Source organism: Amycolatopsis sp. cg9, from assembly GCF_041346945.1.
In the GTDB taxonomy this organism is placed as follows: Bacteria; Actinomycetota; Actinomycetes; order Mycobacteriales; family Pseudonocardiaceae; genus Amycolatopsis.
Genome location: NZ_CP166850.1, coordinates 7,151,469 through 7,172,636, shown reverse-complemented (window position 1 = coordinate 7,172,636; position 21,168 = coordinate 7,151,469). Strand labels below are relative to the sequence as shown.

18 protein-coding genes are annotated in these 21,168 nt (G+C 72.5%); 9 read left to right on the top strand and 9 right to left on the bottom strand.

What is annotated here, in order from left to right:
* Nucleotides 1-134 precede the first annotated feature (134 nt).
* Nucleotides 135-404 carry a hypothetical protein gene (locus AB5J73_RS33505; RefSeq protein ID WP_370962754.1) on the bottom strand — a complete coding sequence of 90 codons (270 nt, stop codon included), beginning with the start codon at nucleotides 402-404 and terminating at the stop codon, nucleotides 135-137.
* Between the two features lie 56 nt (nucleotides 405-460).
* Between AB5J73_RS33505 and AB5J73_RS33500 the strand changes: the two genes are divergently transcribed.
* The 6 genes from AB5J73_RS33500 to AB5J73_RS33475 all read left to right on the top strand — a co-directional run bounded on the left by AB5J73_RS33500 (nucleotide 461) and on the right by AB5J73_RS33475 (nucleotide 5,601).
* Nucleotides 461-1,198 carry a MerR family transcriptional regulator gene (locus AB5J73_RS33500; protein ID WP_370962752.1) on the top strand — a complete coding sequence of 246 codons (738 nt, stop codon included), beginning with the start codon at nucleotides 461-463 and terminating at the stop codon, nucleotides 1,196-1,198.
* A gap of 2 nt (nucleotides 1,199-1,200) precedes the next feature.
* Nucleotides 1,201-1,959 (top strand): IclR family transcriptional regulator, encoded by a 759-nt coding sequence (locus AB5J73_RS33495; RefSeq protein ID WP_370962750.1) that lies wholly within the window; start codon nucleotides 1,201-1,203, stop codon nucleotides 1,957-1,959.
* Between the two features lie 83 nt (nucleotides 1,960-2,042).
* Nucleotides 2,043-3,074, top strand: coding sequence for a Rieske 2Fe-2S domain-containing protein (locus AB5J73_RS33490; RefSeq protein ID WP_370962749.1), 1,032 nt, complete (start codon nucleotides 2,043-2,045; stop codon nucleotides 3,072-3,074).
* Entirely contained in the window at nucleotides 3,071-3,202 is a 132-nt protein-coding gene (locus AB5J73_RS33485; protein WP_255482109.1) for a hypothetical protein, read from the top strand. The genes AB5J73_RS33490 and AB5J73_RS33485 overlap by 4 nt, the downstream gene beginning before the upstream one ends.
* Nucleotides 3,199-4,092, top strand: a complete 894-nt coding sequence (locus AB5J73_RS33480) for a 2Fe-2S iron-sulfur cluster-binding protein (RefSeq protein ID WP_370962747.1) — start codon at nucleotides 3,199-3,201, stop codon at nucleotides 4,090-4,092. Before AB5J73_RS33485 ends, AB5J73_RS33480 begins: the two co-directional genes overlap by 4 nt.
* A gap of 51 nt (nucleotides 4,093-4,143) precedes the next feature.
* On the top strand, nucleotides 4,144-5,601 hold the full coding sequence (locus AB5J73_RS33475) for a phosphatidylserine/phosphatidylglycerophosphate/cardiolipin synthase family protein (RefSeq protein ID WP_370962746.1): 1,458 nt from the start codon (nucleotides 4,144-4,146) through the stop codon (nucleotides 5,599-5,601).
* On the opposite strand, the gene AB5J73_RS33470 is transcribed toward AB5J73_RS33475, so the two are convergent.
* The 4 genes from AB5J73_RS33470 to AB5J73_RS33455 all read right to left on the bottom strand — a co-directional run bounded on the left by AB5J73_RS33470 (nucleotide 5,598) and on the right by AB5J73_RS33455 (nucleotide 10,468).
* Nucleotides 5,598-7,172 (bottom strand): succinic semialdehyde dehydrogenase, encoded by a 1,575-nt coding sequence (locus tag AB5J73_RS33470; protein ID WP_370962745.1) that lies wholly within the window; start codon nucleotides 7,170-7,172, stop codon nucleotides 5,598-5,600. The genes AB5J73_RS33475 and AB5J73_RS33470 overlap by 4 nt on opposite strands.
* Nucleotides 7,169-8,797 carry a GMC family oxidoreductase gene (locus AB5J73_RS33465; protein ID WP_370962744.1) on the bottom strand — a complete coding sequence of 543 codons (1,629 nt, stop codon included), beginning with the start codon at nucleotides 8,795-8,797 and terminating at the stop codon, nucleotides 7,169-7,171. Before AB5J73_RS33465 ends, AB5J73_RS33470 begins: the two co-directional genes overlap by 4 nt.
* A gap of 418 nt (nucleotides 8,798-9,215) precedes the next feature.
* A complete protein-coding gene (locus tag AB5J73_RS33460; protein ID WP_370962743.1) occupies nucleotides 9,216-9,674 on the bottom strand; it encodes a dihydrofolate reductase in 459 nt (152 codons plus the stop codon).
* Nucleotides 9,671-10,468: a thymidylate synthase gene (locus AB5J73_RS33455; RefSeq protein WP_370962742.1), complete on the bottom strand. Its 798-nt coding sequence runs from the start codon at nucleotides 10,466-10,468 to the stop codon at nucleotides 9,671-9,673. The genes AB5J73_RS33460 and AB5J73_RS33455 overlap by 4 nt, the downstream gene beginning before the upstream one ends.
* Before the next feature lie 116 nt (nucleotides 10,469-10,584).
* Between AB5J73_RS33455 and AB5J73_RS33450 the strand changes: the two genes are divergently transcribed.
* On the top strand, nucleotides 10,585-11,037 hold the full coding sequence (locus AB5J73_RS33450) for a Fur family transcriptional regulator (protein WP_370962740.1): 453 nt from the start codon (nucleotides 10,585-10,587) through the stop codon (nucleotides 11,035-11,037).
* The gene (katG, locus tag AB5J73_RS33445; RefSeq protein WP_370962739.1) at nucleotides 11,034-13,310 is read left to right on the top strand and encodes a catalase/peroxidase HPI; all 2,277 of its coding nucleotides are present in this window, start codon (nucleotides 11,034-11,036) and stop codon (nucleotides 13,308-13,310) included. The genes AB5J73_RS33450 and katG overlap by 4 nt, the downstream gene beginning before the upstream one ends.
* A 52-nt stretch (nucleotides 13,311-13,362) precedes the next feature.
* Here katG and AB5J73_RS33440 read toward each other — a convergent pair whose 3' ends face one another.
* The 4 genes from AB5J73_RS33440 to AB5J73_RS33425 form a co-directional block, all read right to left on the bottom strand.
* Complete coding sequence (locus AB5J73_RS33440; protein ID WP_370962737.1) at nucleotides 13,363-14,181, bottom strand: xanthine dehydrogenase family protein subunit M; 819 nt, start codon at nucleotides 14,179-14,181, stop codon at nucleotides 13,363-13,365.
* A complete protein-coding gene (locus AB5J73_RS33435; protein ID WP_370962736.1) occupies nucleotides 14,178-14,648 on the bottom strand; it encodes a (2Fe-2S)-binding protein in 471 nt (156 codons plus the stop codon). Before AB5J73_RS33435 ends, AB5J73_RS33440 begins: the two co-directional genes overlap by 4 nt.
* Entirely contained in the window at nucleotides 14,645-16,909 is a 2,265-nt protein-coding gene (locus tag AB5J73_RS33430) for a xanthine dehydrogenase family protein molybdopterin-binding subunit (RefSeq protein ID WP_370962735.1), read from the bottom strand. Before AB5J73_RS33430 ends, AB5J73_RS33435 begins: the two co-directional genes overlap by 4 nt.
* A 78-nt stretch (nucleotides 16,910-16,987) precedes the next feature.
* Entirely contained in the window at nucleotides 16,988-17,749 is a 762-nt protein-coding gene (locus tag AB5J73_RS33425) for a sulfite exporter TauE/SafE family protein (RefSeq protein WP_370962734.1), read from the bottom strand.
* A 285-nt stretch (nucleotides 17,750-18,034) separates the two neighbouring features.
* Here AB5J73_RS33425 and AB5J73_RS33420 point away from each other — a divergent pair, with 285 nt between their 5' ends.
* Nucleotides 18,035-21,103: a discoidin domain-containing protein gene (locus AB5J73_RS33420; protein WP_370962732.1), complete on the top strand. Its 3,069-nt coding sequence runs from the start codon at nucleotides 18,035-18,037 to the stop codon at nucleotides 21,101-21,103.
* Nucleotides 21,104-21,168: the final 65 nt, after the last annotated feature.

Genomic DNA, 21,168 nt, shown 5'->3' with positions numbered 1-21,168 from the left:
TGAACGACCCTTTCACGACCTCCGCACGGGCGCCGGAGGTGGCTCGCCCCAGCGTCGCGCACCCTCAGGCGTCGCTCGCCCCGGCTGGGCACCGCGGCCCGCTCCGGAACGGGCCCGCCCGGCAGGGGCGGACGTCACCGGCCCGGGTCCTCCAGCAGTCGCTCAAGCTCGGTGCTCGCCTCCTCGTACCCCGCGTCGCTCACCCGCTGCAGCTCCAGCAAATCGCCGTCAGCGACCGCGCGGCGGGTGAGCAGGCGGCCCGCGTGCATGCTGCCTTCGTCCAGCAGCTCGCTCAGTGCGGCGACGTCGCCGCGCGCGTCGGCCAGGTCGGCCAGGCGGTCGAGGGCGCGCTCGTTGCCCTCGTCGGCCAGCGCGCGCAGGGTGGCCGGATCCAGGTTCGTCATCCGTCAAGTCTGCAACCCTGCCCCTGGGGCGGGGTCAAGCGCGGCATCATGGCGGGGTGATCACCATCGGCAGGCTGGCCGCGTACGCCGGCGTCTCGATCAAGACCGTCCGCGTCTACCACGCGAAGGGCCTGCTCCCGGAGCCGGAGCGGGACTCCTCCGGGTACCGGCGCTACACCGCCGCGCACGCGATCGACCTGCTCAAGATCCGCACCCTCGCCGAAGCCGGCGTCCCGCTGGCCCGGATCAAGGAGCTCGGCGACGCGACCCCGGAGCAGGTCCGCGCCGCGCTCGAAGACGTCGACCGCGAGCTGACCGCGCGCATCCGCCACCTCCGCGAGACGCAGCGGCGCCTCCGACGGCTCGGGTCCGGCCCGGTGCACGGGCTGCCGCCCGAGGTCGCGCGGCACCTCGAACACCTCCCGGAGCTGGGCTTTTCCGCACGCTGGGCCGCGATGGAGACGGACCTGTGGATCCTGGTGTACGCCACGCACCCGGAACTGGCCGCGGCGTCGTTCCGCGACCAGGCGCAGGCCCTGACCGACCCCGGCCTGCGGCAGCTGTACCTGGACTACGACCGCGCCCACGACCTCGACCCGGCCGACCCGGCGATCGACGCGCTGGCCGAGCGGATCGTCGCGGCCACCCGGCAGCGCTACGGCTCCGGTCCCCTGCCCGGCCTGGACGCGCCGTCGGCCGTCCCGGCACTCGTCCAGAGCGCGGTGAACGCCGAGTCCGCGGCGTGGCGGCGCCTCGACGGCCTGCTCCGCGCGCAGCTGGCCCCCGGGAGGTAGCCGTGCCGCATCGAGGTCGCGTTCCGGGCGCCACCGGGCCGGTGCTCGGCCGCGCGCTCAAGGTGCTCGAAGCGTTCTCGCCGGACCACCCCGCGCTGCGGCTGAGCGAGGTCGCGCGCCGGGCCGGGCTGCCCGCGGCCACCGCGCACCGGCTGCTGCGGGAGTTCTGCGCGTGGGGCGCGCTCGAGCGGGACGAAGCGGGCGTCTACCGGGTCGGGCTGCGGTTGTGGGAGCTGGGCTCGCTCGCGCCGCGCGGCCTGGCCCTGCGGGAACGCGCCCTGCCGTTCCTGGAAGACCTTTCCCAGATCACGCGGGAGAACGTCCAGCTGGCCGTCCGCGAAGGCACCGAGGTCGTGTTCATCGAGCGGATCGCCGGCACGGGCGCGGTTCCGGTGCTGACCCGCGTCGGCGGCCGGTTCGCGCTGACCGCGACCGGTGTCGGGCTCGTCCTGCTCGCCCACGCGCCCGCCGACGTGCAGGAAGACGTCCTCAGCCGCCCGATCGAGCGCTACACGCCGGAAACCGTCACCGACCCCGACCGCCTGCGGCACCTGCTCGCCGACGTCCGCACCCACGGGTTCTCGATCAGCGAGCGCCAGGTCACCCTCGACAGCCTCTCCGTCGGCGCCCCGATCCACGACGCCCGCGGCCAGGTCGTCGCCGCGGTGTCCCTCGTCGTGCGGTACGGCAGCGCGTCGCCGCACGCGCTGGCCCCGCTGGTCCGCACGAGCGCCCGCGCGATCTCCCGCGCCCTCGGCTGAGCTTTCCGTCTTATGGAATTGCCCTTCGCGGCGAGGGGCCGCCCGCCCACGCTGGGGGCCCCGCCACGAGAGGACGAACTCCGATGAGCGCCATTCCCCGTGACCAGTGGTACGTCGCCGCCTACGGCTCCGAAATCGGCACGGAGTTGTTCAGCCGCACCATCTGCGGCGAACCGGTCCTGTTCTGGCGGACCCGCGACGGGAGCGTGACGGCCGTGGCCGACCGGTGCGTCCACCGGCGGTTCCCGTTGTCGCAAAAGCCTTCGCGGCTGGTCGACGACCAGGTCGTCTGCGGCTACCACGGCTTCACCTACGGCGCGGACGGCAAGTGCGTGGCCGTGCCGGGGCAGGCGCGGGTGCCGCGGACCGCGCGGCTGCCGCGGTACCCGGTCGTGGAGCAGGACTCCTTCGTCTGGGTCTTCATCGGCGACCCCGCCGACGCCGACGCCGCGCGGATCCCGCGCGCACCCTACCTCGACTCCCCCGGCTACACGACGGTCTCGGGGATGGAACCGTTGCGGGCGCGGTATTCGCTGCTCGTCGACAACCTGCTGGACCTCTCGCACGAGACCTACCTGCACGGCGGCTACATCGGCACCCCGGAGGTCGCCGCCACGCCGATCACGACGGAGGTCGACGAAGAGAACGCCGTCGTCTACGTCTCGCGGCACATGGCCGACGCCGAATGCCCGCCGTTCTACGCCAAGTCGACCGGCTTGCAGGGCCGCATCTCGCGCTGGCAGGACATCGAATACACCCCACCCTGCCTGTACAAGCTGCACAGCCGCATCGCGCCGGTCGGGTCCGTGCCGCGGCCGGACGGCAGCGACCCGGACGCCTTCCACGTCGAGGTCGTCTACGCGATCACCCCCGAGACCGAGCACTCGACGCACGACTTCTGGGCCGTGGCCCGGGATTTCGCGCTCGACGACGAAGGCGTGTCGGCGTTCCTGGCCGAGAACAACCGCACGGTGGTGCTGCAGGACGTCGAAGCGCTCGACGTCCTCGAGCGGGTCATCGCCGCGGAACCCCCTGGCTACCAGGAACTTTCGGTCAACATCGACACCGGTGGCCTGGCGGCGCGCCGGATGCTGCAGCGGCTGGTGTCGCCGTGAACCGGGTCCTCTGGGTCCCCGGCACCGACTGGCTGCACGCGATCTGCCACTGCGGCGCCGAACGCGACTTCGACGACCCGGTCGCGCTCTGGGACTGGCTGCTCGCCCACCCCGAAGGACACCGATGAAACTCCTGGTGGAACACAAGGAAACCGTGGCCGACGACGTCGTCCGCCTGACGGTGCGCGCCCCGGACGGCGAACCGCTGCCGCCGTGGGAACCCGGGGCGCACGTCGACCTCGAGCTGCCCGGCGGCGTGCGGCAGTACTCGCTGTGCGGCCGCCCCGAAGACACCTCGGCGTACCAGGTCGCGGTGCTGCGGGAGCCCGCCGGCCGCGGCGGCTCGGCGTACGTGCACGACGAACTGGCGCCCGGGCACCGCGTCCGGGTGTCGGCGCCCCGCAACCACTTCCCGCTGGTGCCCGCCGAGCGGTACCTGTTCGTCGCGGGCGGCATCGGCATCACGCCGATCCTGCCGATGCTCGACCGCGTCACCGACTGGCAGCTCGTGTACGGCGGCCGGACGCGCTCGTCGATGGCCTTCACCGATGACCTGGCCCGCTACGGCGACCGCGTGACGATCCGGCCGCAGGACGAAGACGGCCTCCTCGGCCTGGCCGCGCTGCCGGTCGGGCCGGGCACCGCGGTGTACTGCTGCGGACCGGCACCGCTCCTGGCGGCGGTGGAAGCGCTCGGCCTCGAGAACCTGCACGTCGAGCGCTTCACCCCGGAACCGGACGACGCCCCGCGCACGGCGTTCGAGGTGGAGCTCGCCGGGTCGGGCCGGGTGCTGGCGGTGCCCGCGGACCGGTCGATCCTGGACGTGGTCGGGGAAGCCGGGGTCCCGGTGCTGTCGTCGTGCCGGGAAGGGACGTGCGGCACCTGCGAAACCGGTGTGCTCGGCGGGACACCGGACCACCGCGACGCCGTGCTGACCGCGGCCGAACGGGCGGAGAGCGAGGTGATGATGCTCTGCGTGTCCCGCTCCCGCTCGCCGCGCCTGGTGCTCGACCTCTGACGGAGCGTCACTGCGCGGCGGACTCCGCCGATCTGTAGTGCCATGGGACAGGTGAAGACGTTCTCCGCATTCCTGGACAAGCTGGACGAGCGGCTGGGCGACGGGCTCGAAAGCGCCCTCTGCGCCCACCACCGGCGGCGGCTGCGCGGTCTCGGCTGGGGTGACGTGCTCGGCCCGGGCGGCCCCGAGGACCGGCTCGGCGGGCGCGCCCCGGTCCGCGACGGCAACCGCGTCGAAGTGCTCATCGACGGCGAGGAGTCGCTGCCCGCCGTGGAGGCGGCGATCCGGCGGGCGAAGTCGCACGTGCACATCGCGAACTGGCACGCGAGCGCCGACTTCCGGCTGACGCGCGAGCCCGGCGCGCCGACGCTGCGGGAGCTGCTCGCCGAGACCGCCGACCGCGGCGTCGAAGTGCGGGTGCTGCTGTGGGGCGGTCCCCCGGTGCCCGCGTTCCAGCCCTCGCGCAAGCTGGCGCGGTCGGAGCAGCGCAAGTTCACCGACGGCTCGGCCGTGCGCTGCGTGCTGGACGCCCGGGAACGGACCCTGCACTGCCACCACGAAAAGCTGGTGGTCGTCGACGACGAAGTGGCCTTCGTCGGCGGCGTCGACTTCACCGCGCTGGAGGGCGACCGGCACGACAGCCCGGACCACCCACCGCGGCCGATCGGGTGGCACGACCTGGTGGCCCGGCTCGAAGGACCGGTGGTCGCCGACGTCGCGGGCCACTTCCGGCGGCGCTGGACCGAGGTCGCGGGCGAAGACCTGCCCGAGCCCACGGTGCCGGCCCCCGCGGGCGGCAGCCGGGTGCAGCTGCAGCGGACGGTGCCGAACAGCACCTACGACTTTTTGCCGAAGGGCGAGTTCACCGTCCTCGACGGCTACCTGCGGGCGCTGCGCTCGGCCCGGCGGCTGGTCTACCTGGAGAACCAGTTCCTGTGGTCACCGGAGATCGCCGAGGTGCTCATCGACAAGCTGCGCACCCCGCCCGACGACCGGTTCCGGGTGGTCCTGCTGCTCCCCCGCAAGCCGAGCAACGGCTCGGACACCACCCGCGGCCAGCTGGGCCGCCTGCTGGACGCGGACGACGGCCACCAGCGGCTCCTCGCGACCACGATCAGCGCGCACGACGGCGAATCGGCGGCGCCGGTGTACGTCCACGCGAAGCTCGGCATCGTCGACGACGAGTGGCTGACGGTCGGCTCGGCGAACCTCAACGAGCACTCGCTGTTCAACGACACCGAGGTCAACGTCGCCACCGACGACCGCGAGCTGGCGCGCTCGACGAGGCTGCGGCTGTGGGCCGAGCACCTCGGCCGCCCGGTCGGGGAACTCGAGCACACCGACCCGGCGGACGTCGTCGACCACCTCTGGCGGCCCCTGGCCGAGGACCAGGCCGAGCGGGAACGCCGGGGCGAGCAGCGCACGCACCGGCTGGTGCTGCTGCCGGGCGTGTCGCGGCGGGCCGGGCGGTTGCAGGGCCCGCTGCGGGGACTGCTGGTCGATGGTTAGCGCAGCCGCAGCTTCCGCAGCGTCTTGAGCCCGGACAGCATGCTCTCGACGTACTTTTCGTAGCGCTGCCCCGGCCGCGGGCCCATCACCTGCTTCTTCAGCACCGCCAGGTTCTGCCCGTCGGTGTACTTGAGCAGGCCCTGGTCGCCGTGGCGGGCGCCGACGCCGGAGTTCTTGACCCCGCCCGACGGGGTGCCCTTGGCCGCGTAGGCCGTCGCGAGGACGTCGTTGACGTTCACGTTGCCGGACTCGATGCGGGCCGCCAGCGCGCGGGCCGCATCGAGGTCGGCGCTCCAGACCGAGGCGTTCAGGCCGTAGTCCGTGTCGTTGGCCAGCGCGACCGCTTCGTCGACGGTGCGGTAGGTGTGCAGCGCCACCACGGGACCGAACGTTTCCGTGACACCGCAGAGCATGTCCTTCGTGACGCCCTCGAGGATCGTCGGCTCGAAGAACGCCGGGCCGAGGTCGGGACGCGGCTTGCCGCCGCACAGGACCGTCGCGCCCTTCGCGACCGCGTCGTCCACATGGGACTTGACGCGGCGCAGGTGGTCCACCGAGACGAGCGAGCCCATCTCGGGGCCGAAGTCGTACGCGGCGCGGACGTCGAGGGCCGAAGCCGCCGCCACGAACGCCGTCTTGAACTCGTCGTAGCGGGATTCCGGCAGGTAGATCCGCTCGACGTGCATGCAGATCTGCCCGGTGTTGCCGAACGCGCCGAACACCGCGCCCTGCACGGCTTCGCCGATGTTCGCGTCGTCGAGGACGATCATCGGGTTCTTTCCGCCGAGTTCGAGGCAGCAGCCGATGAGGTTGCGCCCGGCCCGCTCGCCGATCACCTTGCCGGTGGCCGTGGAGCCGGTGAACATCACGTAGTCGGCCTGGTCGATCAGCGTCGGGCCGACGTCCGGGCCCTCGCCGCAGACGACCTGGAACAGCCCCTCCGGCAGGCCGGCTTCCTCCAGCAGCCGCACGCCGTAGAGCGGGGAGAGCGCCGTCTTGTTGTCGGGCTTGAGGACGACCGCGTTGCCGGCCATCAGCGCCGGGACGGCGTCGGAGATGCCGGTGGCGAACGGGAAGTTCCACGGCGCGATGATGCCGACGACGCCCTTGGGCCGCCGGACCTCGGTCGAGGACGTCACCAGCGGCACCGGCCCGCCGCGCTTCACCGGCGCCAGCAGCTTGGCCGCCCGCTTGAGGTAGTGGCTCATCACCATCGGCGGGTCGCAGGTCTCCTCGATCGCCATCCGCCGGTTCTTGCCGCTCTCGACCTGGATGAGGTCGGCGACGGCCCGCGCGTGGTCGACGAACAGCGTATGCGCCCGCTTGAACACGGCCAGCCGCTGCTTGACCGGCGTGGCGGCCCACTTCCGCTGGGCCTCGCGCGCGACGGCGAACGCCCGCTCGATGTCTTCGGGCGTGGACTGCGGGAGCTCGACGAGGACGTCGCCGGTGTAGACCTCGGTCAGCTTCCAGGTCGTGTCGGCCGACCCGGGCACCCGGGCGACGAGCCCGTCGAGGAAGGCGCCGGTCACCGACGCCGGGCGGGTGAGGCCGACCGGGGTGAGGGTCATGACCGGCTCCCGAGGACGAGCTGGGCACCCATCTCGCCGATCATGATGCAGGGCGCGTTGGTGTTGCCGCCGGTGATCGACGGCATGATCGAGGCGTCGCAGACCCGCAGCGCGTCGACCCCGCGGACCTTGAGGTCGGGTCCGACGACGGCGAGCTCGTCGACGCCCATCCGGCAGGTGCCGACCCCGTGGTAGACCGAGGTCGCGCGGTTGAGGATCGCGTCGCGCAGCGCCTGGCCCTTGAGGTTCTCGCCCGGGTGGATCTCCTCCTTGACGGCGCCGCCGAACGCCTTCGAGGCCATGATCTCGCGCACCATCTCCGAGCCTTCGCCGAGCACTTCGAGGTCGGCCGGGTCGGCGAGGTACTGGAAGTCGATGAGCGGCGCGGCCGTGGGGTCGGCCGAGGCGAGCCGCAGCGTGCCGCGGCTCTTCGGGTAGATCAGCGTGGTGAGGACGGTCAGCGCGCCGCGCTTGTCGACCGCGTGCCGGATCGGCGCGTCCTGGTTGGGCGAGACGTACGCCCACGGCAGCAGGTGCAGCTGCAGGTCGGGGACGGCTCCGGCCTGGGAGGTGCGCAGGAACGCGACCGCCTCGAAGACGGAGTTCGCCAGGAAGGTGGACCCGGGCCGCAGCAGCTCCTTGGCCAGGCCGCGGGCGAAGAACGGCGCCGTGCCGCGGAGCTTGCTGGAGGACACCTGGAAGGTCAGCGCGTGGAACATGTGGTCGTGCAGGTTGTCGCCGACGGGCAGGTCGGCGACGACGTCGATGCCGTGTTCCTTGAGGTGCTCGGCGTGGCCGACCCCGGAGAGCATCAGCAGCTGCGCGGACCCGACGACCCCGGCGGCGAGGATGACCTCCTTGCCGGCCCGGACGGTGCGCCGGCCGCCGCCGGCGTCGACCACCTCGACCCCGGTGGCGCGGCCGTTCTCGACGAGCACCTTCTTGGCCAGCACCCGCGACTGGAGCTGGAGCGACGGCGGCGCGTGGTGCAGGTAGCCGCGCGAGGCGCTGTAGCGCAGGCCGTCGGCGGCGTTCTGCTGCATCCGGCTGACGCCCTCTTGGGACTCGGCGTTGTAGTCGTCGAGGATCTCGCAGCCGATCGCGTCGGCGGTGGCCTCGAGGAACTGCAGCGTCCCTTCCTGCGGGATCTTGTTGCGGGTGATGCGGATGGGTCCGCCGGCGCCGCGGAAGGCGTTCTCGCCGTCCTCGAAGTCCTCCATCCGCTTGTAGGCGGCGTTGACGCGGTCGGCGTCCCACCCTTCGTTGCCCTCGGCGGCCCAGGAGTCGAAGTTGGCACGGTTGCCGCGGACGTAGACCATGCCGTTCACGGAGCTGGACCCGCCGACGACCTTGCCCCGCGGCACCGGCATCCGACGATCTAGAACGTGTTTCTGCGGAACGGAGTAGTAGCCCCAGTCGACCAGGCCCTTCAGCTGCGGCACGGCGTGCATCGGTGCCACCATGCCGGGCTTGGTGACCAGCAGCTGGCTGTCGCTCTTGCCCGCCTCCAGCACGATCACGCTGGCCCCGGCCTGCGCCAGCCGCCCGGCGACGGCGGCACCGGAGCTCCCCGACCCGACGACCACGTAATCGGCTTCGTCGCTGCGTGGCGCCCGCTTCGCCATTTCCGCTCCTCGGTCCGCCCGGACACGTAAACTGTAACGTGTTCTAGTCAGGCAACCGTATAGCGTGAAGGCCGGGGAGCGCAACGGGTCCACAGCCGCACCGGGAGCACCGCCGCGCGAGTCGGCCCGCTCGGCCGGCAACGTCAGGCGGGGTCAGGCGGGATCCGGAGGTCGCGAATGACTCATTCGAGACAACCGCGGTCCCGAATGAGTCATTCGCGGCATCCCGCCAAGCCCGGACTCCCGGAGCCGAGCCTCGGGAACGCGACGGTCCCCGGCCTCGCCGGGACCACCAAGCGGGTCGACCCCGCTCCGCCCCATAGAGCCAGGCGAGGTCCACACGTCGCGAATGACTCATTCGAGACAACCGCGGTCCCGAATGAGTCATTCGCGGCAACCCGCCCGCCACGCCGAGGCCTCAGCCCCAGGTCAGGAACCGGTAGTGCAGGCCCGTCGAAGACTCCAGCCACTCCCCCGCGGACTCCGCCGGCCGTCCCACTTCGGGCGCGTACGTGTCCCCTTCGAAGGGCTCGCGGAGCTCGGTCACCACGATCCGGTCCGCCACCGGCAGCGCCGCCGCGTACACCGCCGCCCCGCCGATCACCCACACGTCGCCCGGCACCGCGGACAACGCCGAAGCCAACGACGGGAACGTCTCGGCCTCCTCCTGCGGAGTCCGCGAAAGCACCAGGTTGCGCCGCCCGGGCAGTGGCCGGAACCGCGGCGGCAGCGACTCCCACGTCCGCCGCCCCATCAGCACCGCCGCACCCTTCGTCACCGAGCGAAAGTGGCGCAGGTCCTCCGGCAGGTGCCACGGCAGCCCGCCGTCGCGGCCGATGACGCCGTTCGCGGCCTGGGCCCAGATCAGCCCGATCACACCGCCACCGGGGCCTTGATGCCCGGGTGCGGGTCGTAGCCCTCGAGGGCGAAGTGCTCGTAGGTGTAGTCGAACAGGCTCTCCGCCGGCTTCAGCTCCAGCGCCGGGAACGGCCGCGCCTCGCGGGCGAGCTGCGTGCGCACCTGCTCGACGTGGTTGTCGTAGATGTGGCAGTCGCCGCCGGTCCAGATGAAGTCGCCGACGCCGAGGCCCACCTGGGCCGCGATCATGTGCGTCAGCAGCGCGTAGCTCGCGATGTTGAACGGGACGCCGAGGAACAGGTCCGCGCTGCGCTGGTAGAGCTGGCAGGACAGCTTGCCGTCGGCGACGTGGAACTGGAAGAACGCGTGGCACGGCGGGAGCGCCATCCGCGGGATGTCGGCCACGTTCCACGCGGACACGATGATCCGCCGCGAGTCGGGGTTCTCGCGCAGCGTGCGCAGGACCTCCGCGATCTGGTCGACGTGGCCGCCGTCCGGGGTCGGCCACGAACGCCACTGGACGCCGTAGACCGGGCCGAGGTCGCCGTCGGGTGCCGCCCACTCGTCCCAGATCGTCACGCCGTGCTCGCGCAGCCAGCCGACGTTCGCGTCGCCGCGCAGGAACCACAGCAGTTCGTAGGCGATCGAGCGGAAGTGGACCTTCTTCGTGGTGATCAGCGGGAAGCCGTCCGAGAGGCGGTAGCGCAGCTGGTGCCCGAAGATCGACCGCGTGCCGGTACCAGTACGGTCCCCTTTGCGGGTCCCCGTTTCGAGCACGTGGCGGAGGAGGTCTTCGTACTGCGTGTCCGGCATGCCCGCGAGCCTAACCAGGCAGCCGGCCGGTCGAGTACCCGCACCGCGCGACACCACCGGGTGGAACCGCCGTCATAACTTGACTCATTCCAGATACGGTCCTAGGGTCGGCCGTGATGTCCGACTACGAAGCGCAGTTGCGAGCCGTCTCACTCCGTGTGACACGGCCCCGGCTGGCCGTGCTCGCGGTGCTGCGCGAGAACCCGCACGTCGACACCGAAACGGTGATCGACCTGGTGCGCGCCGAGCACCCGTCGGTGTCGCACCAGACGATCTACGACGTGCTGCGTGCGCTCACCGACGCCGGACTGGTGCGGCGCATCCAGCCCGCCGGCGCGAACGCCCGCTACGAGTCACGCGTGGGGGACAACCACCACCACGTCGTGTGCCGCACCTGCGGGGCGATCGCCGACGTCGACTGCGCCGTCGGCCACACCCCCTGCCTCACCGCCTCGGACGACCACGGTTTCGTGATCGACCAAGCGGAGGTCGTCTACTGGGGCACCTGCCCCGGCTGCGCGGCCGGACGCACCCGAAATGATTCGCCGCTCTCGGAAGGAAGTAAATGAGCTCCACCCAGGACAACGCCCCGTCCAGCGCGCAGGGCGTGGACCAGAAGGCGGCGGCCGGTTGCCCGGTCGCGCACGACTCCGTGACCTCGCACGGCAGCGAGAGCGAGAACCCGGCGATCGGCTCGCCGCAGCCGAAGACGGGCGGCCGTCCGCGCACCAACAAGGACTGGTGGCCCAACCAGCTCGACCTCACGGTGCTGCACGCGCACTCGGCGAAGAGCAACCCGCTGGGCGAGAAGTTCGCCTACGCCAAGGAGTTCGCGAAGCTCGACGTCGAGGCCCTCAAGCGGGACATCACCGAGGTGCTCACCACCTCGCAGGACTGGTGGCCGGCGGACTTCGGCCACTACGGCGGCCTGATGATCCGGATGAGCTGGCACGCCGCGGGCACCTACCGCATCCACGACGGCCGCGGTGGCGCCGGTGACGGCGGGCAGCGCTTCGCCCCGCTGAACAGCTGGCCGGACAACGCCAACCTCGACAAGGCGCGCCGCCTGCTCTGGCCGGTCAAGCAGAAGTACGGCCAGAAGATCTCGTGGGCCGACCTGCTGGTGCTGGCCGGCAACGTCGCGCTGGAGTCGATGGGCTTCAAGACCTTCGGCTTCGGCTTCGGCCGCGTCGACACCTGGGAGCCCGAGGAGATCTTCTGGGGTCCCGAGGACGACTGGCTGGGCGACGAGCGCTACGCCAGCGACTCCGAGATGGTGCCGGAGCTCGGCGCGACCGAGATGGGCCTCATCTACGTCAACCCCGAGGGCCCCCGCGGCAGCGCCGACTTCGAGGCGGCGGCGAGCTTCATCCGCGAGACCTTCGCCCGGATGGCGATGAACGACGAGGAGACCGTCGCCCTCATCGCCGGCGGCCACACCTTCGGCAAGACCCACGGCGCCGGCGTGGCCGACGACCACGTCGGCCCGGAGCCGGAGGGCGCCCCGCTGGAGGCGCAGGGCCTCGGCTGGCTGAACACGCTCGGCAGCGGCAAGGGTCCCGACCAGATCACCAGCGGTCTCGAGGTCACCTGGACCGACAAGCCGACCGAGTGGAGCAACCGCTTCTTCGAGATCCTGTTCGGCTACGAGTGGGAGCTCACCACGAGCCCCGGCGGTGGCAAGCAGTACGTCGCGAAGGACGCGCCGGAGATCATCCCGGACCCGTTCGACCCGAACAAGAAGCACAAGCCGACCATGCTGACGACGGACCTGTCGCTGCGCTTCGACCCGGTCTACGGCCCGATCTCCCGCCGGTTCCTGGAGAACCCGGACGAGTTCGCGCTGGCGTTCGCCAAGGCCTGGTACAAGCTGCTGCACCGCGACATGGGCCCGGTCAGCCGCTTCCTCGGCCCGTGGGTCGCCGAGCCGCAGCTGTGGCAGGACCCGGTGCCGGCCGTCGAGGGCGACCTCGTGGGCGACGCCGACATCACCGCCCTCAAGGCGAAGGTCCTCGACTCGGGGCTGTCGGTCTCGGAACTGGTTTCCACGGCGTGGGCGTCGGCCGCGAGCTTCCGCTCCACCGACAAGCGCGGTGGCGCCAACGGCGCGCGGATCCGCCTGGAGCCGCAGCGCACCTGGGAGGTCAACCAGCCCGAGCAGCTCGGCAAGGTCCTCGAGACCCTCGAGGGCGTCCAGCGCGAGTTCAACGAGGCCGGCGGCGCGAAGATCTCGCTGGCCGACCTGATCGTGCTGGCCGGCTCGGCCGCCGTCGAGAAGGCGGCGCGCGACGCCGGCGTCGAGACGACCGTGCCGTTCCACCCGGGCCGCACCGACGCCACCCAGGAGCAGACCGACACCGACTCGTTCAAGGTGCTCGAGCCGCGGGCCGACGGGTTCCGCAACTACCTGCGGGCCGGCGAGAAGCGCCAGCCGGAGGTCCTGCTGGTCGACCGCGCCTACCTGCTCGGCCTCTCCGCGCCGGAGATGACGGTTCTGGTCGGTGGCCTCCGCGCCCTCGGCACGAACCACGGCGGTGCCGCACACGGCGTCCTCACCGACCAGCCGGGCGTGCTCACCAACGACTTCTTCGCCAACCTGCTCGCGCCGGGCACCAAGTGGAAGGCGTCGGAGTCGGCGGAGAACGTCTACGAGATCCGCGACGTGTCGACCGACGAGGTGAAGTGGACCGCCACCGCGGTCGACCTCGTCTTCGGCTCGAACTCGCAGCTGCGGGCCCTCGCCGAGGTCTACGCCAGCGACGACGCCCGCGAGAAGTTCGTGGCCGACTTCGTGGCGGCGTGGACGAAGGTCATGGAGCTCGACCGCTTCGACCTCGCCTGATCACGCGCGAAGGCCCGGCCGGTCCACTGTGGACCGGCCGGGCCTTCGGCGGTCAGGACCGGGCCGACGCCTCCATCAGCGCACGGCGGGTGAGCACCCGGGCCAGGTGGCGGCGGTACTCCGCCGTCGCGTGCGGCTCGTCCGGCGGGTTCGTGCCGTCCGCGGCCAGCGCCGCCGCGTCCGCGATCGACGCGCCCGACGCCAGCGCTTCCTCCGTGGCGGTGGCCCGCAGCGGCACGCCGCCCATGTTGACCAGGCCCACCCGGCCGCCGGCGACGGCCACGCCGACCATCGCCCAGTCGATCGCGCGGCGGGTGAACTTCTGGAAGCCCCAGCCCTGCCCGGTCTGGCGGGGCAGCCGGACCTCGGTGAGCAGCTCGTCGGGCTCCAGCGGCGTCGTGAACGGGCCGAGGAAGAACTCCGCCGCCGGGATGCGGCGCTCCCCCGCCGGACCGCGTGCGACCAGGACCGCGTCCGACGCCAGCACCGCCGCGGGCAGGTCGGCCGCCGAGTCGGCGTGCACCAGCGAGCCGCCGATCGTGCCGCGGTGGCGGACCTGCCGGTCGCCGACCTCGCCGGACACGCGCGCCAGCAGGGGCGCGTGCTCGGCCAGCACCGGGTCCTGCTGGAGGTCGCTGTAGCGGGACAGCGCGCCGATGACGACGTCGTCGCCGTCGAGCCGGACGTACCGGAGCTCGTCGACCGGGCCGATGTCGACCACGTACTCCGGCGCGGCCAGCCGCAGCTTCATCAGCGGCAGCAGGGAGTGCCCGCCCGCCAGCACCTTCGCCTCGTCGCCGTGCTCGGCGAGCCTGACCAGCGCTTCGTCCACTGTGGACACGCGCTCGTAGCGGAATTCGGCGGGGATCACCGGTCCACCTCCTGGCCGGAAGCGTCGATCACGGCGCTGACGATGTTGTGGTAGCCGGTGCAGCGGCAGAGGTTGCCCTCGAGCCCGGCCCGGACCTCGTCGCGGGTCGGCTTCGGGTTGTCGTTCAGCAGCGAGACCGACGCCATGATCATCCCCGGTGTGCAGAACCCGCACTGCAGGCCGTGCTGCTCGCGGAACGCCCGCTGCACGGGGTGCAGCGACCCGTCCGGCTCGGCCAGCCCCTCCACGGTGGTGACGGCGTGGCCGTCGGCCTGCGCGGCCAGCACCGTGCAGGACTTCACCGACTCGCCGTCGAGCAGCACCGTGCAGGCGCCGCAGGACGTGGTGTCGCAGCCGATGTTCGTGCCGGTGAACCCGGCCGTGTCGCGCAGGAAGTGCACCAGCAGCGTCCGGTCCGGCACCTCCTCGGCCACCGCCCGCCCGTTGACCTCGATCGAGACCTTCACCGCGCGCTTCCCTTCCCAGCTTCCTCAAGTGCTTCCCAGACCCGGATCGGGGTCGTGGGCATGTCCAGGTGGTGCACCCCTCGCGTCGAAAGCGCGTCCACCACGGCGTTGTGCACCGCCGGCGTCGAACCGATCGTCGCCGCTTCGCCGATCCCCTTGACCCCCAGCAGGTTCCGGTCGGTCGGGGTGGCCATGTCGACGAGCTCGAAGTCCGGCAGCTCGACGGCGGTGACGAACGAGTAGTCCGCCAGCGTCGCGGTCGTCGGGTTGCCGTCTTCGTCGTAGGTGACGACCTCCATCAGCGCCTGCGCCGCGCCCTGCCCGAGCCCGCCGTGGCGCTGGCCGCGGAAGGTGAGCGGGTTGACGATCGGGCCGGCGTCGTCGACCGCGACGATCCGGCGCAGGTCGACCTTGCCGGTCTCGGTGTCTACCTCGACGACCGCGAGGTGCGCGCCGAACGGGAAGGTCGGCTTGCCGCCGCCGAACCAGACGTCGGCCGACAGCTTGCCCTCGCCGGCCGTTTCGGCGACCTGGGCCCAGCTGAGCACGGTGCTCGACGGCGCGCCCTTGACCTGCCAGACCCCGCGCTCGACGTCCAGCTCGAGGTCGTCCGGTGCCGCTTCCAGCAGGTCGGCCGCCAGCTCGCGGGCCTGCGCGATCACCTCCTCGGCCGCCTGCCGGATCGCCGAGCCGCCCAGCTGCAGCGACCGGGAGCCGAACGTGCCGACCGCCTTGGGCACCTCGTCGGTGTCGCCGTGGCGCACGGTGATCTTCTCCAGCGGCACGCCGAGCTGGTCGGACAGCAGCATCGCCAGCGACGTGCCGAGCCCTTGGCCGTGCGGCGAGCTGCCGGTCCACGCGACGACCGAGCCGTCCGGGTGGATGTCGACGCGGCCGCTCTCGCCGCCGGAGTCGCCGCCGGTGATCTCGACGTAGGCCGCGATCCCGAGGCCCAGCTCGACCGGGTCACCGGCTTCGCGACGGCGCTTCTGCTCGGCCCGCAGCTCGGCGTACCCGGCGGCGTCCAGGACCTTGTCCAGCGCCGCCGCGTACTCGCCCGTGTCGTAGGAGGCGCCGGTCGGCGTCTGGTACGGGAATTCTTCGGGCCGGATGAAGTTGACCCGGCGGACCTCGGCCGGGTCCATCCCGATCTCCGCGGCGAAGACGTCCATCCCGCGCTCGACCGCCGCGGTCGCCTCCGGGCGGCCCGCGCCGCGGTAGGCCGCGATCGGCGTGGTGTTCGTGACGACGCCGCGGCTGCGCGTTTCCACCTTCGGGAACCGGTAGACGCCGACGGCCATCAGCTCGGTCAGCGTCGGCAGGAACAGCGTCCGCGGGTACGCGCCGGCGTCCTGGATGACGTCGAGACGGTAGGCGAGGACGGTGCCGTCGCGCTTCCCGCCGATGGTGACGGTGTTGAGCTGGCCGCGGCCGTGCGTCATCGCGGTCAGGTTCTCGCTGCGCGACTCGACCCAGCGCACCGGGCGCCCGATCGCCTTGGCGGCCCAGCCCAGCACGGTCGCTTCGGGGTCGGCGCCGATCTTCGCGCCGAACCCGCCGCCGACGTCCGGCGCGATGACCCGGACGTTCTCCTCGCCCACCCCGAGGCTCGCGGCCAGCTGAGTCCGGGCGATCTGGGCGTTCTGGGTCGACAGCCAGACCGTCAGCCTGCCGTCTTCGCCCCACGCGCACGACGCGCCGCGCGGTTCGAGCGGCGCGGGCGCGACGCGCTGGTTCACGATGGTCTGCGAAACAACGACCTCGCACCCGTCGAAGATCGAGTCGTCGAACTCCGCCGCACCGTTGACCTGCACGACGTTGCTGCCGGTTTCGGGGTACAGCAGCGTCTCGTCCGCGAGGGCGGCGCCGATGCTCGGCACGGCGTCGAGGGGGTCGTAGTCGACGTCGACCAGCTCGGCCGCGTCGGCCAGCTGGTAGCGCTCCTCGGTGAGGACGAGCGCGACCGGTTCGCCGACGTAGCGCACGACGCCGTCGGCCAGCCACGGTTCCTTGACCGGCCCCGCCGCGTGCGGATCGAGCCCGAGGTCGGCGGCGGTGAACACGCCGAGCACGCCCGGCGCCGCCTTCGCCTCGCTGACATCGATGCCCCCGATCCGCGCGTGCGCGATGGGGCTGCGTACGAACACCGCGTGCGCGGCTCCGGAAAGCGCTTCCTCCCGCAAATCGTCCACGTAGGTGCCGCCCGCGGTGATCAGGTTCTGATCCTCCTGGCGGACGACCCGGGTCCCGACAATGCTCATCTGGTCTCCTGCTCGCCGTTACCCCGCCGATCATGCCTTGTCCGCGGGACTTCCGTCAGCCCGCGGGCGGGAAGTCTTTCAGGCGTAAGCCTGCCAGCCGAGCACGCCGGCCAGCCCCAGCCCGGCGATCCCGATCCCGATGCGCAGCGGTGTCGCCGGCAGGTGGCGCACGAGGGTGGAGCCCAGCCACGAGCCGCCGAGCGAACCGAGGCAGACGGCGAGGGCGGCGAGCCAGACGACTTTGCCGGTGCCGGCGAAGACGATCGCGGCGAGGAAGTTCGCCGACCCGGTGACCAGGTTCTTCGCGGCGTTCGTCCGGGCGAGCGGCTGGCTCCACACCGAGACGAGCAGGGCGAGCATGAGGACACCGGCGGCGGCCCCGAAGTAGCCGCCGTAGACACCGATGAAGAACGCGCCGACGGCGGTGGCGGGGCGGAGGCCGTGGTGGTCGGCGGCTTCGGCCAGGCGGCGCAGGCGCGGGCCCGCCATCAGGACGACGGCGGCACCGCCGATCAGCCACGGGACGATCGCGGTGAAGGCGTCGGACGGGGTGACGAGGAGCAGGAACCCGCCGGCCGCGCCGCCGAGGGTGGTGATGAGGCAGAGCGGGACGATCCGGGCGCGCTGGCCGGCGAGTTCGGGCCGGGCGCCGGCGGCGGCCCCGGCGGTGGTGCCGAGCATGGCGACGGTGTTGGTGACGTTGGCGAGGACCGGCGGCAGCCCGGCGGCGAGCAGCGCCGGGTAGGACACGAGCGAAGCGAGCCCGGCGATGGCCCCGGTGAGCCCGGCCCCCACCCCGGCGAGCACGAGGAGCAGGAAGGTGGCCGAGTCGCTGATCACGTTGTCATCCCACCACGGCGGACGCGGAGGGCGGCGGTGAGCTTGCTCCCACCCGAGCGGGCTGAAGGGGACGTTCATGTCATCTGATGCGAGGAAAGTCCCCTTCAGCGCACCACACGCGAGGAAAGTCCCCTTCAGCCCGCCTGGCCAAAGGTATAGGTCGTTATACGAATTATCCGGGCCTTGTCCGAAAGCGGACGGGATTCGGTCGCGGGGTTGCCCCCGCGGCGCGCGGCGTCCCAGAATCCGCGCTGACAAGGTTGTCAACGGCCTGGGAGGTCACGCATGGGTGAGCTCGACCGGCGGCACGCGCTCGCCCTGTTCGGCGCGGCCGGCGCCGCCGCGCTGCTGGTGAACCTGCCCGGCCGGGCGGAGGCGGCCACTGCCGGGCCGCCCGATCCCGTCGCCGCCACCTACCGCCGGGTGCTGCTGCGGCACACCCGCTGGGCCGAGCAGCAGTTCGACGCGAAAGCCGGGATCTACCCGGCCCGCGACTTCACCTTCGCCGTCGTGCTCGGCAACGCCGTCCTCCTCACCCGCGACGGCTACGACCCCGGAGCCGCCGGCGTCGACCGGGAAACGCTCAAGGCCCACACCCTCGCCACGATCCGGCACTTCGCCGCGTCCAACCTGCTGACCGGCGGGACCGAGTGGGGCCGCAAGCTGTTCTTCGACACCACGTTCCAGTCGTACTTCCTGCTCGCCGCCCGTCTCTTGTGGACAGACCTCGACGCGGCGACCCGCGCGAACGTCGACCGCATCACCACCGGACAGGCCGCCTACACGACCGCACTCGGCGAAAAGGACGACCCCACCTCGGGCGGCTGGACCCCCAACGGGCTCAAGGGCGGCTACGTCGGCGACACGAAACTGGAGGAGATGGGCGTCTACGCCCAATCGCTCGCCCCGGCTCTCGCCTGGGCGCCGGCCGACCCGCGCGCGGACCAGTGGCGTGCCGCCTTCGGCACCTGGAGCCGCAACGAGGCCGGGCTGCCCGCGGCCGACCTCGCCAACCCGCGGCTCGTCGACGGCCGTCCGGTGAACGCCAACACCGCGACCAACCTCTACGACACCTTCCTCGTCGAAAACCACGGCTCGTTCGGCCCGCACTACCAGGAAGAGCTCTGGCGCACGTCCGGCCGCAACGCGATGCACTTCCTCGCCGCCGGGACGCCGCTGCCCGAAGTGCTCACCGCGCAGCCGAACGGCGAACTGCTCTGGCGCACCATGCTGCTGATGACCAGCGACGCCGGTGAGCCGCTGATGCCGATGGTCGCCGACCGCGAGCACCTCTACGGCCGCGACGTCATCCCGCTCGCCTTCCGCGCCCAGGTCCTCGGCGACCGCTACGCCGCCTACGCCGAGGCGCAGCTGGCGGCCCGGCTCGAGCCGTACCAGGCCTACGCGCCCGCCGACCGGATCACGAAGTTCTCCGGCGAGCCGAAGTACGAGCCGGAGGCCCGCGCCGAACTCGCCATCAGCTACCTGCTGCACGAGTGGCGCGCGAGCCACGGCGGCCCGGTCACCGCGGTCCGCAAGGACGAGTTCGACACCCTCGCCGCCGGGGTCGCGGACTTCGGCGCCGGGCCCGGGCTGCTCGCCCACCGCTCCCCCGCCGCCTGGGCGGGCACCGTGACCAAGCCCGGGTTCGTCAAGTTCGCTTGGCAGCCGCGCCACGACGACTGGCTGTTCGTCCTCGGCGGCGCCAGCCCGGCGATGCTGCCCGCGACGAACGTCGCCGTGCGCGAACGCCACGCGACCACCTACGAGGAGGTCCGCGACGGCTTCGACGGCACCGTCGGCGTCCTGCGCTTCGACACCGGGTACGCCGCCTTCGCCACCCTGCCCACCGGCGCCGCCGTCTACGCCAGCACTGGCGTCGCCGACGGCGAAGGCGTCCTGAACGTCTACAACCTCGCCATGCCCGGCGTACCTGGTCTCGACGGCGACCGCGCCTACACCGCGGCCGAGGGCACCGTGACGGTGCAGGCGCAGGCCGCACCGGCCGGCGCGCGCATCGACGACGTCCCCTTCGGCCGGGTCACCGCGCGGTACGTCCGGATGCTCGGCGTCACGCCGGACCCGCAGTACGGCTACTCGCTTTGGGCGTTCGAGGTCCGCGACGGCGACGGGCCCGACCTCGCGCGGACCGGGACGGCGACGGCGTCCTCGGCGTCGGCGGGCAAGGAGGCGAAGTACGCCAACGACGGTGACCCGGCGACGCGCTGGGCGGTGTCCACATCGGACCGGACACGCGCGGACAGCTGGCTCGCCGTCGACCTCGGCGCCCTGGTGTCCTTCGACCACGCCCGGCTCAGCTGGGAAGCGGCCGCGGGGCGGAAGTACCGGCTCGAAACCTCGCCCGACGGCGTGACCTGGACGGCGGTGGCGACCTACCCGGTCCCCGCGCTGCGGAGCACCGGCGGGTGGCTGGACGTCGACGGGCGGGCCGGGCTCGTCGTCGACAGCCCGAACCCGCTCACCGTCACCGGCGACCGCGTCACGCTCTCCGACGGCCCTGCCGCTCCCCTGCTCGCCGAGCTGTACCCCGCGCCGGCCGGCGCGAAGCCGTCCGGGCGCGTCGCGACCACCGCACCCGCGGTCCGGGCGAGCGTGACCGACGGCTTCCTGGTGCTGGTCAACCTTTCCGCCGCGGCCGCCGCGGGCACGGCGGCCCTGCCGCAGCGCGGGACCACCCGCCGGCTCTACCGCGGCGAACAGGTCCTCACCGCGACCGGCACCACCTTCACGCTGGACCTCGCGCCCGCCGAGGGCCGCGTCGAACCCCCGCGGTTCACCGTGCGCGGCCCGGCCGGGCTGAAGGCGGTCGTGCGCGACGCGAGCCGCGTCGAGCTCACCGCGCCGGGGCCGCTGCCGTCGGTCGTCACGGTCACCCCGGACGGCGGCCGCCCGCGGCCGGTGGTGCTGCCGCCGCGCCGGCCGGTGCCGGTCGTGTTCGGCGAAGTCCGCCCGTACCCCCTGGCCGACCTCGCGCTCGGCGCGCGCACGTTCCCCGCCGAACCGCTGCCGCCCGGGATGTCGAGCCCGGCCGCTGCGGTCGACGACGACCCGGCGACCGCGTGGCGGCCCGGGCCCGCCGGCCGGCTGGTCGTCGATCTCGGCGCGGCCGCCCTGGTTTCCACCGTCGCGGTCGAGCTCGCCTGGACGCCGGGGCGCGTGCCCCCCGCCACGGTCGAAACCAGCACCGACGGAGTCACCTACACGACGGCGGGCACCGCGGGCCGCGGCCGCACCTCGACCGTGAAGGTGACCGGCCCGGCCAGGTACGTCGCCGTCCGGACGGACTGGCGGAGCGGCGACGCGAGCCTCACGCGGCTGTCCGGGTGGACTTGATCGATTTCGGACCGGTCGCGGCGGGGCCCGGGGCGAGTACCTTGGCACCACAGGACTTGCCACCC

Bases quoted from the DNA above. Each gene is read 5' to 3' on its own strand.
- AB5J73_RS33490 (WP_370962749.1), top strand. From the start codon at position 2,043: ATGAGCGCCATTCCCCGTGACCAGTGGTACGTCGCCGCCTACGGCTCC.
- AB5J73_RS33470 (WP_370962745.1), bottom strand. From the start codon at position 7,172: ATGACCCTCACCCCGGTCGGCCTCACCCGCCCGGCGTCGGTGACCGGC.
- AB5J73_RS33505 (WP_370962754.1), bottom strand. From the start codon at position 404: ATGACGAACCTGGATCCGGCCACCCTGCGCGCGCTGGCCGACGAGGGC.
- AB5J73_RS33455 (WP_370962742.1), bottom strand. From the start codon at position 10,468: ATGCCGGACACGCAGTACGAAGACCTCCTCCGCCACGTGCTCGAAACG.
- AB5J73_RS33465 (WP_370962744.1), bottom strand. From the start codon at position 8,797: ATGGCGAAGCGGGCGCCACGCAGCGACGAAGCCGATTACGTGGTCGTC.
- AB5J73_RS33480 (WP_370962747.1), top strand. From the start codon at position 3,199: ATGAAACTCCTGGTGGAACACAAGGAAACCGTGGCCGACGACGTCGTC.
- AB5J73_RS33450 (WP_370962740.1), top strand. From the start codon at position 10,585: ATGTCCGACTACGAAGCGCAGTTGCGAGCCGTCTCACTCCGTGTGACA.
- AB5J73_RS33430 (WP_370962735.1), bottom strand. From the start codon at position 16,909: ATGAGCATTGTCGGGACCCGGGTCGTCCGCCAGGAGGATCAGAACCTG.
- AB5J73_RS33420 (WP_370962732.1), top strand. From the start codon at position 18,035: ATGGGTGAGCTCGACCGGCGGCACGCGCTCGCCCTGTTCGGCGCGGCC.
- katG (WP_370962739.1), top strand. From the start codon at position 11,034: ATGAGCTCCACCCAGGACAACGCCCCGTCCAGCGCGCAGGGCGTGGAC.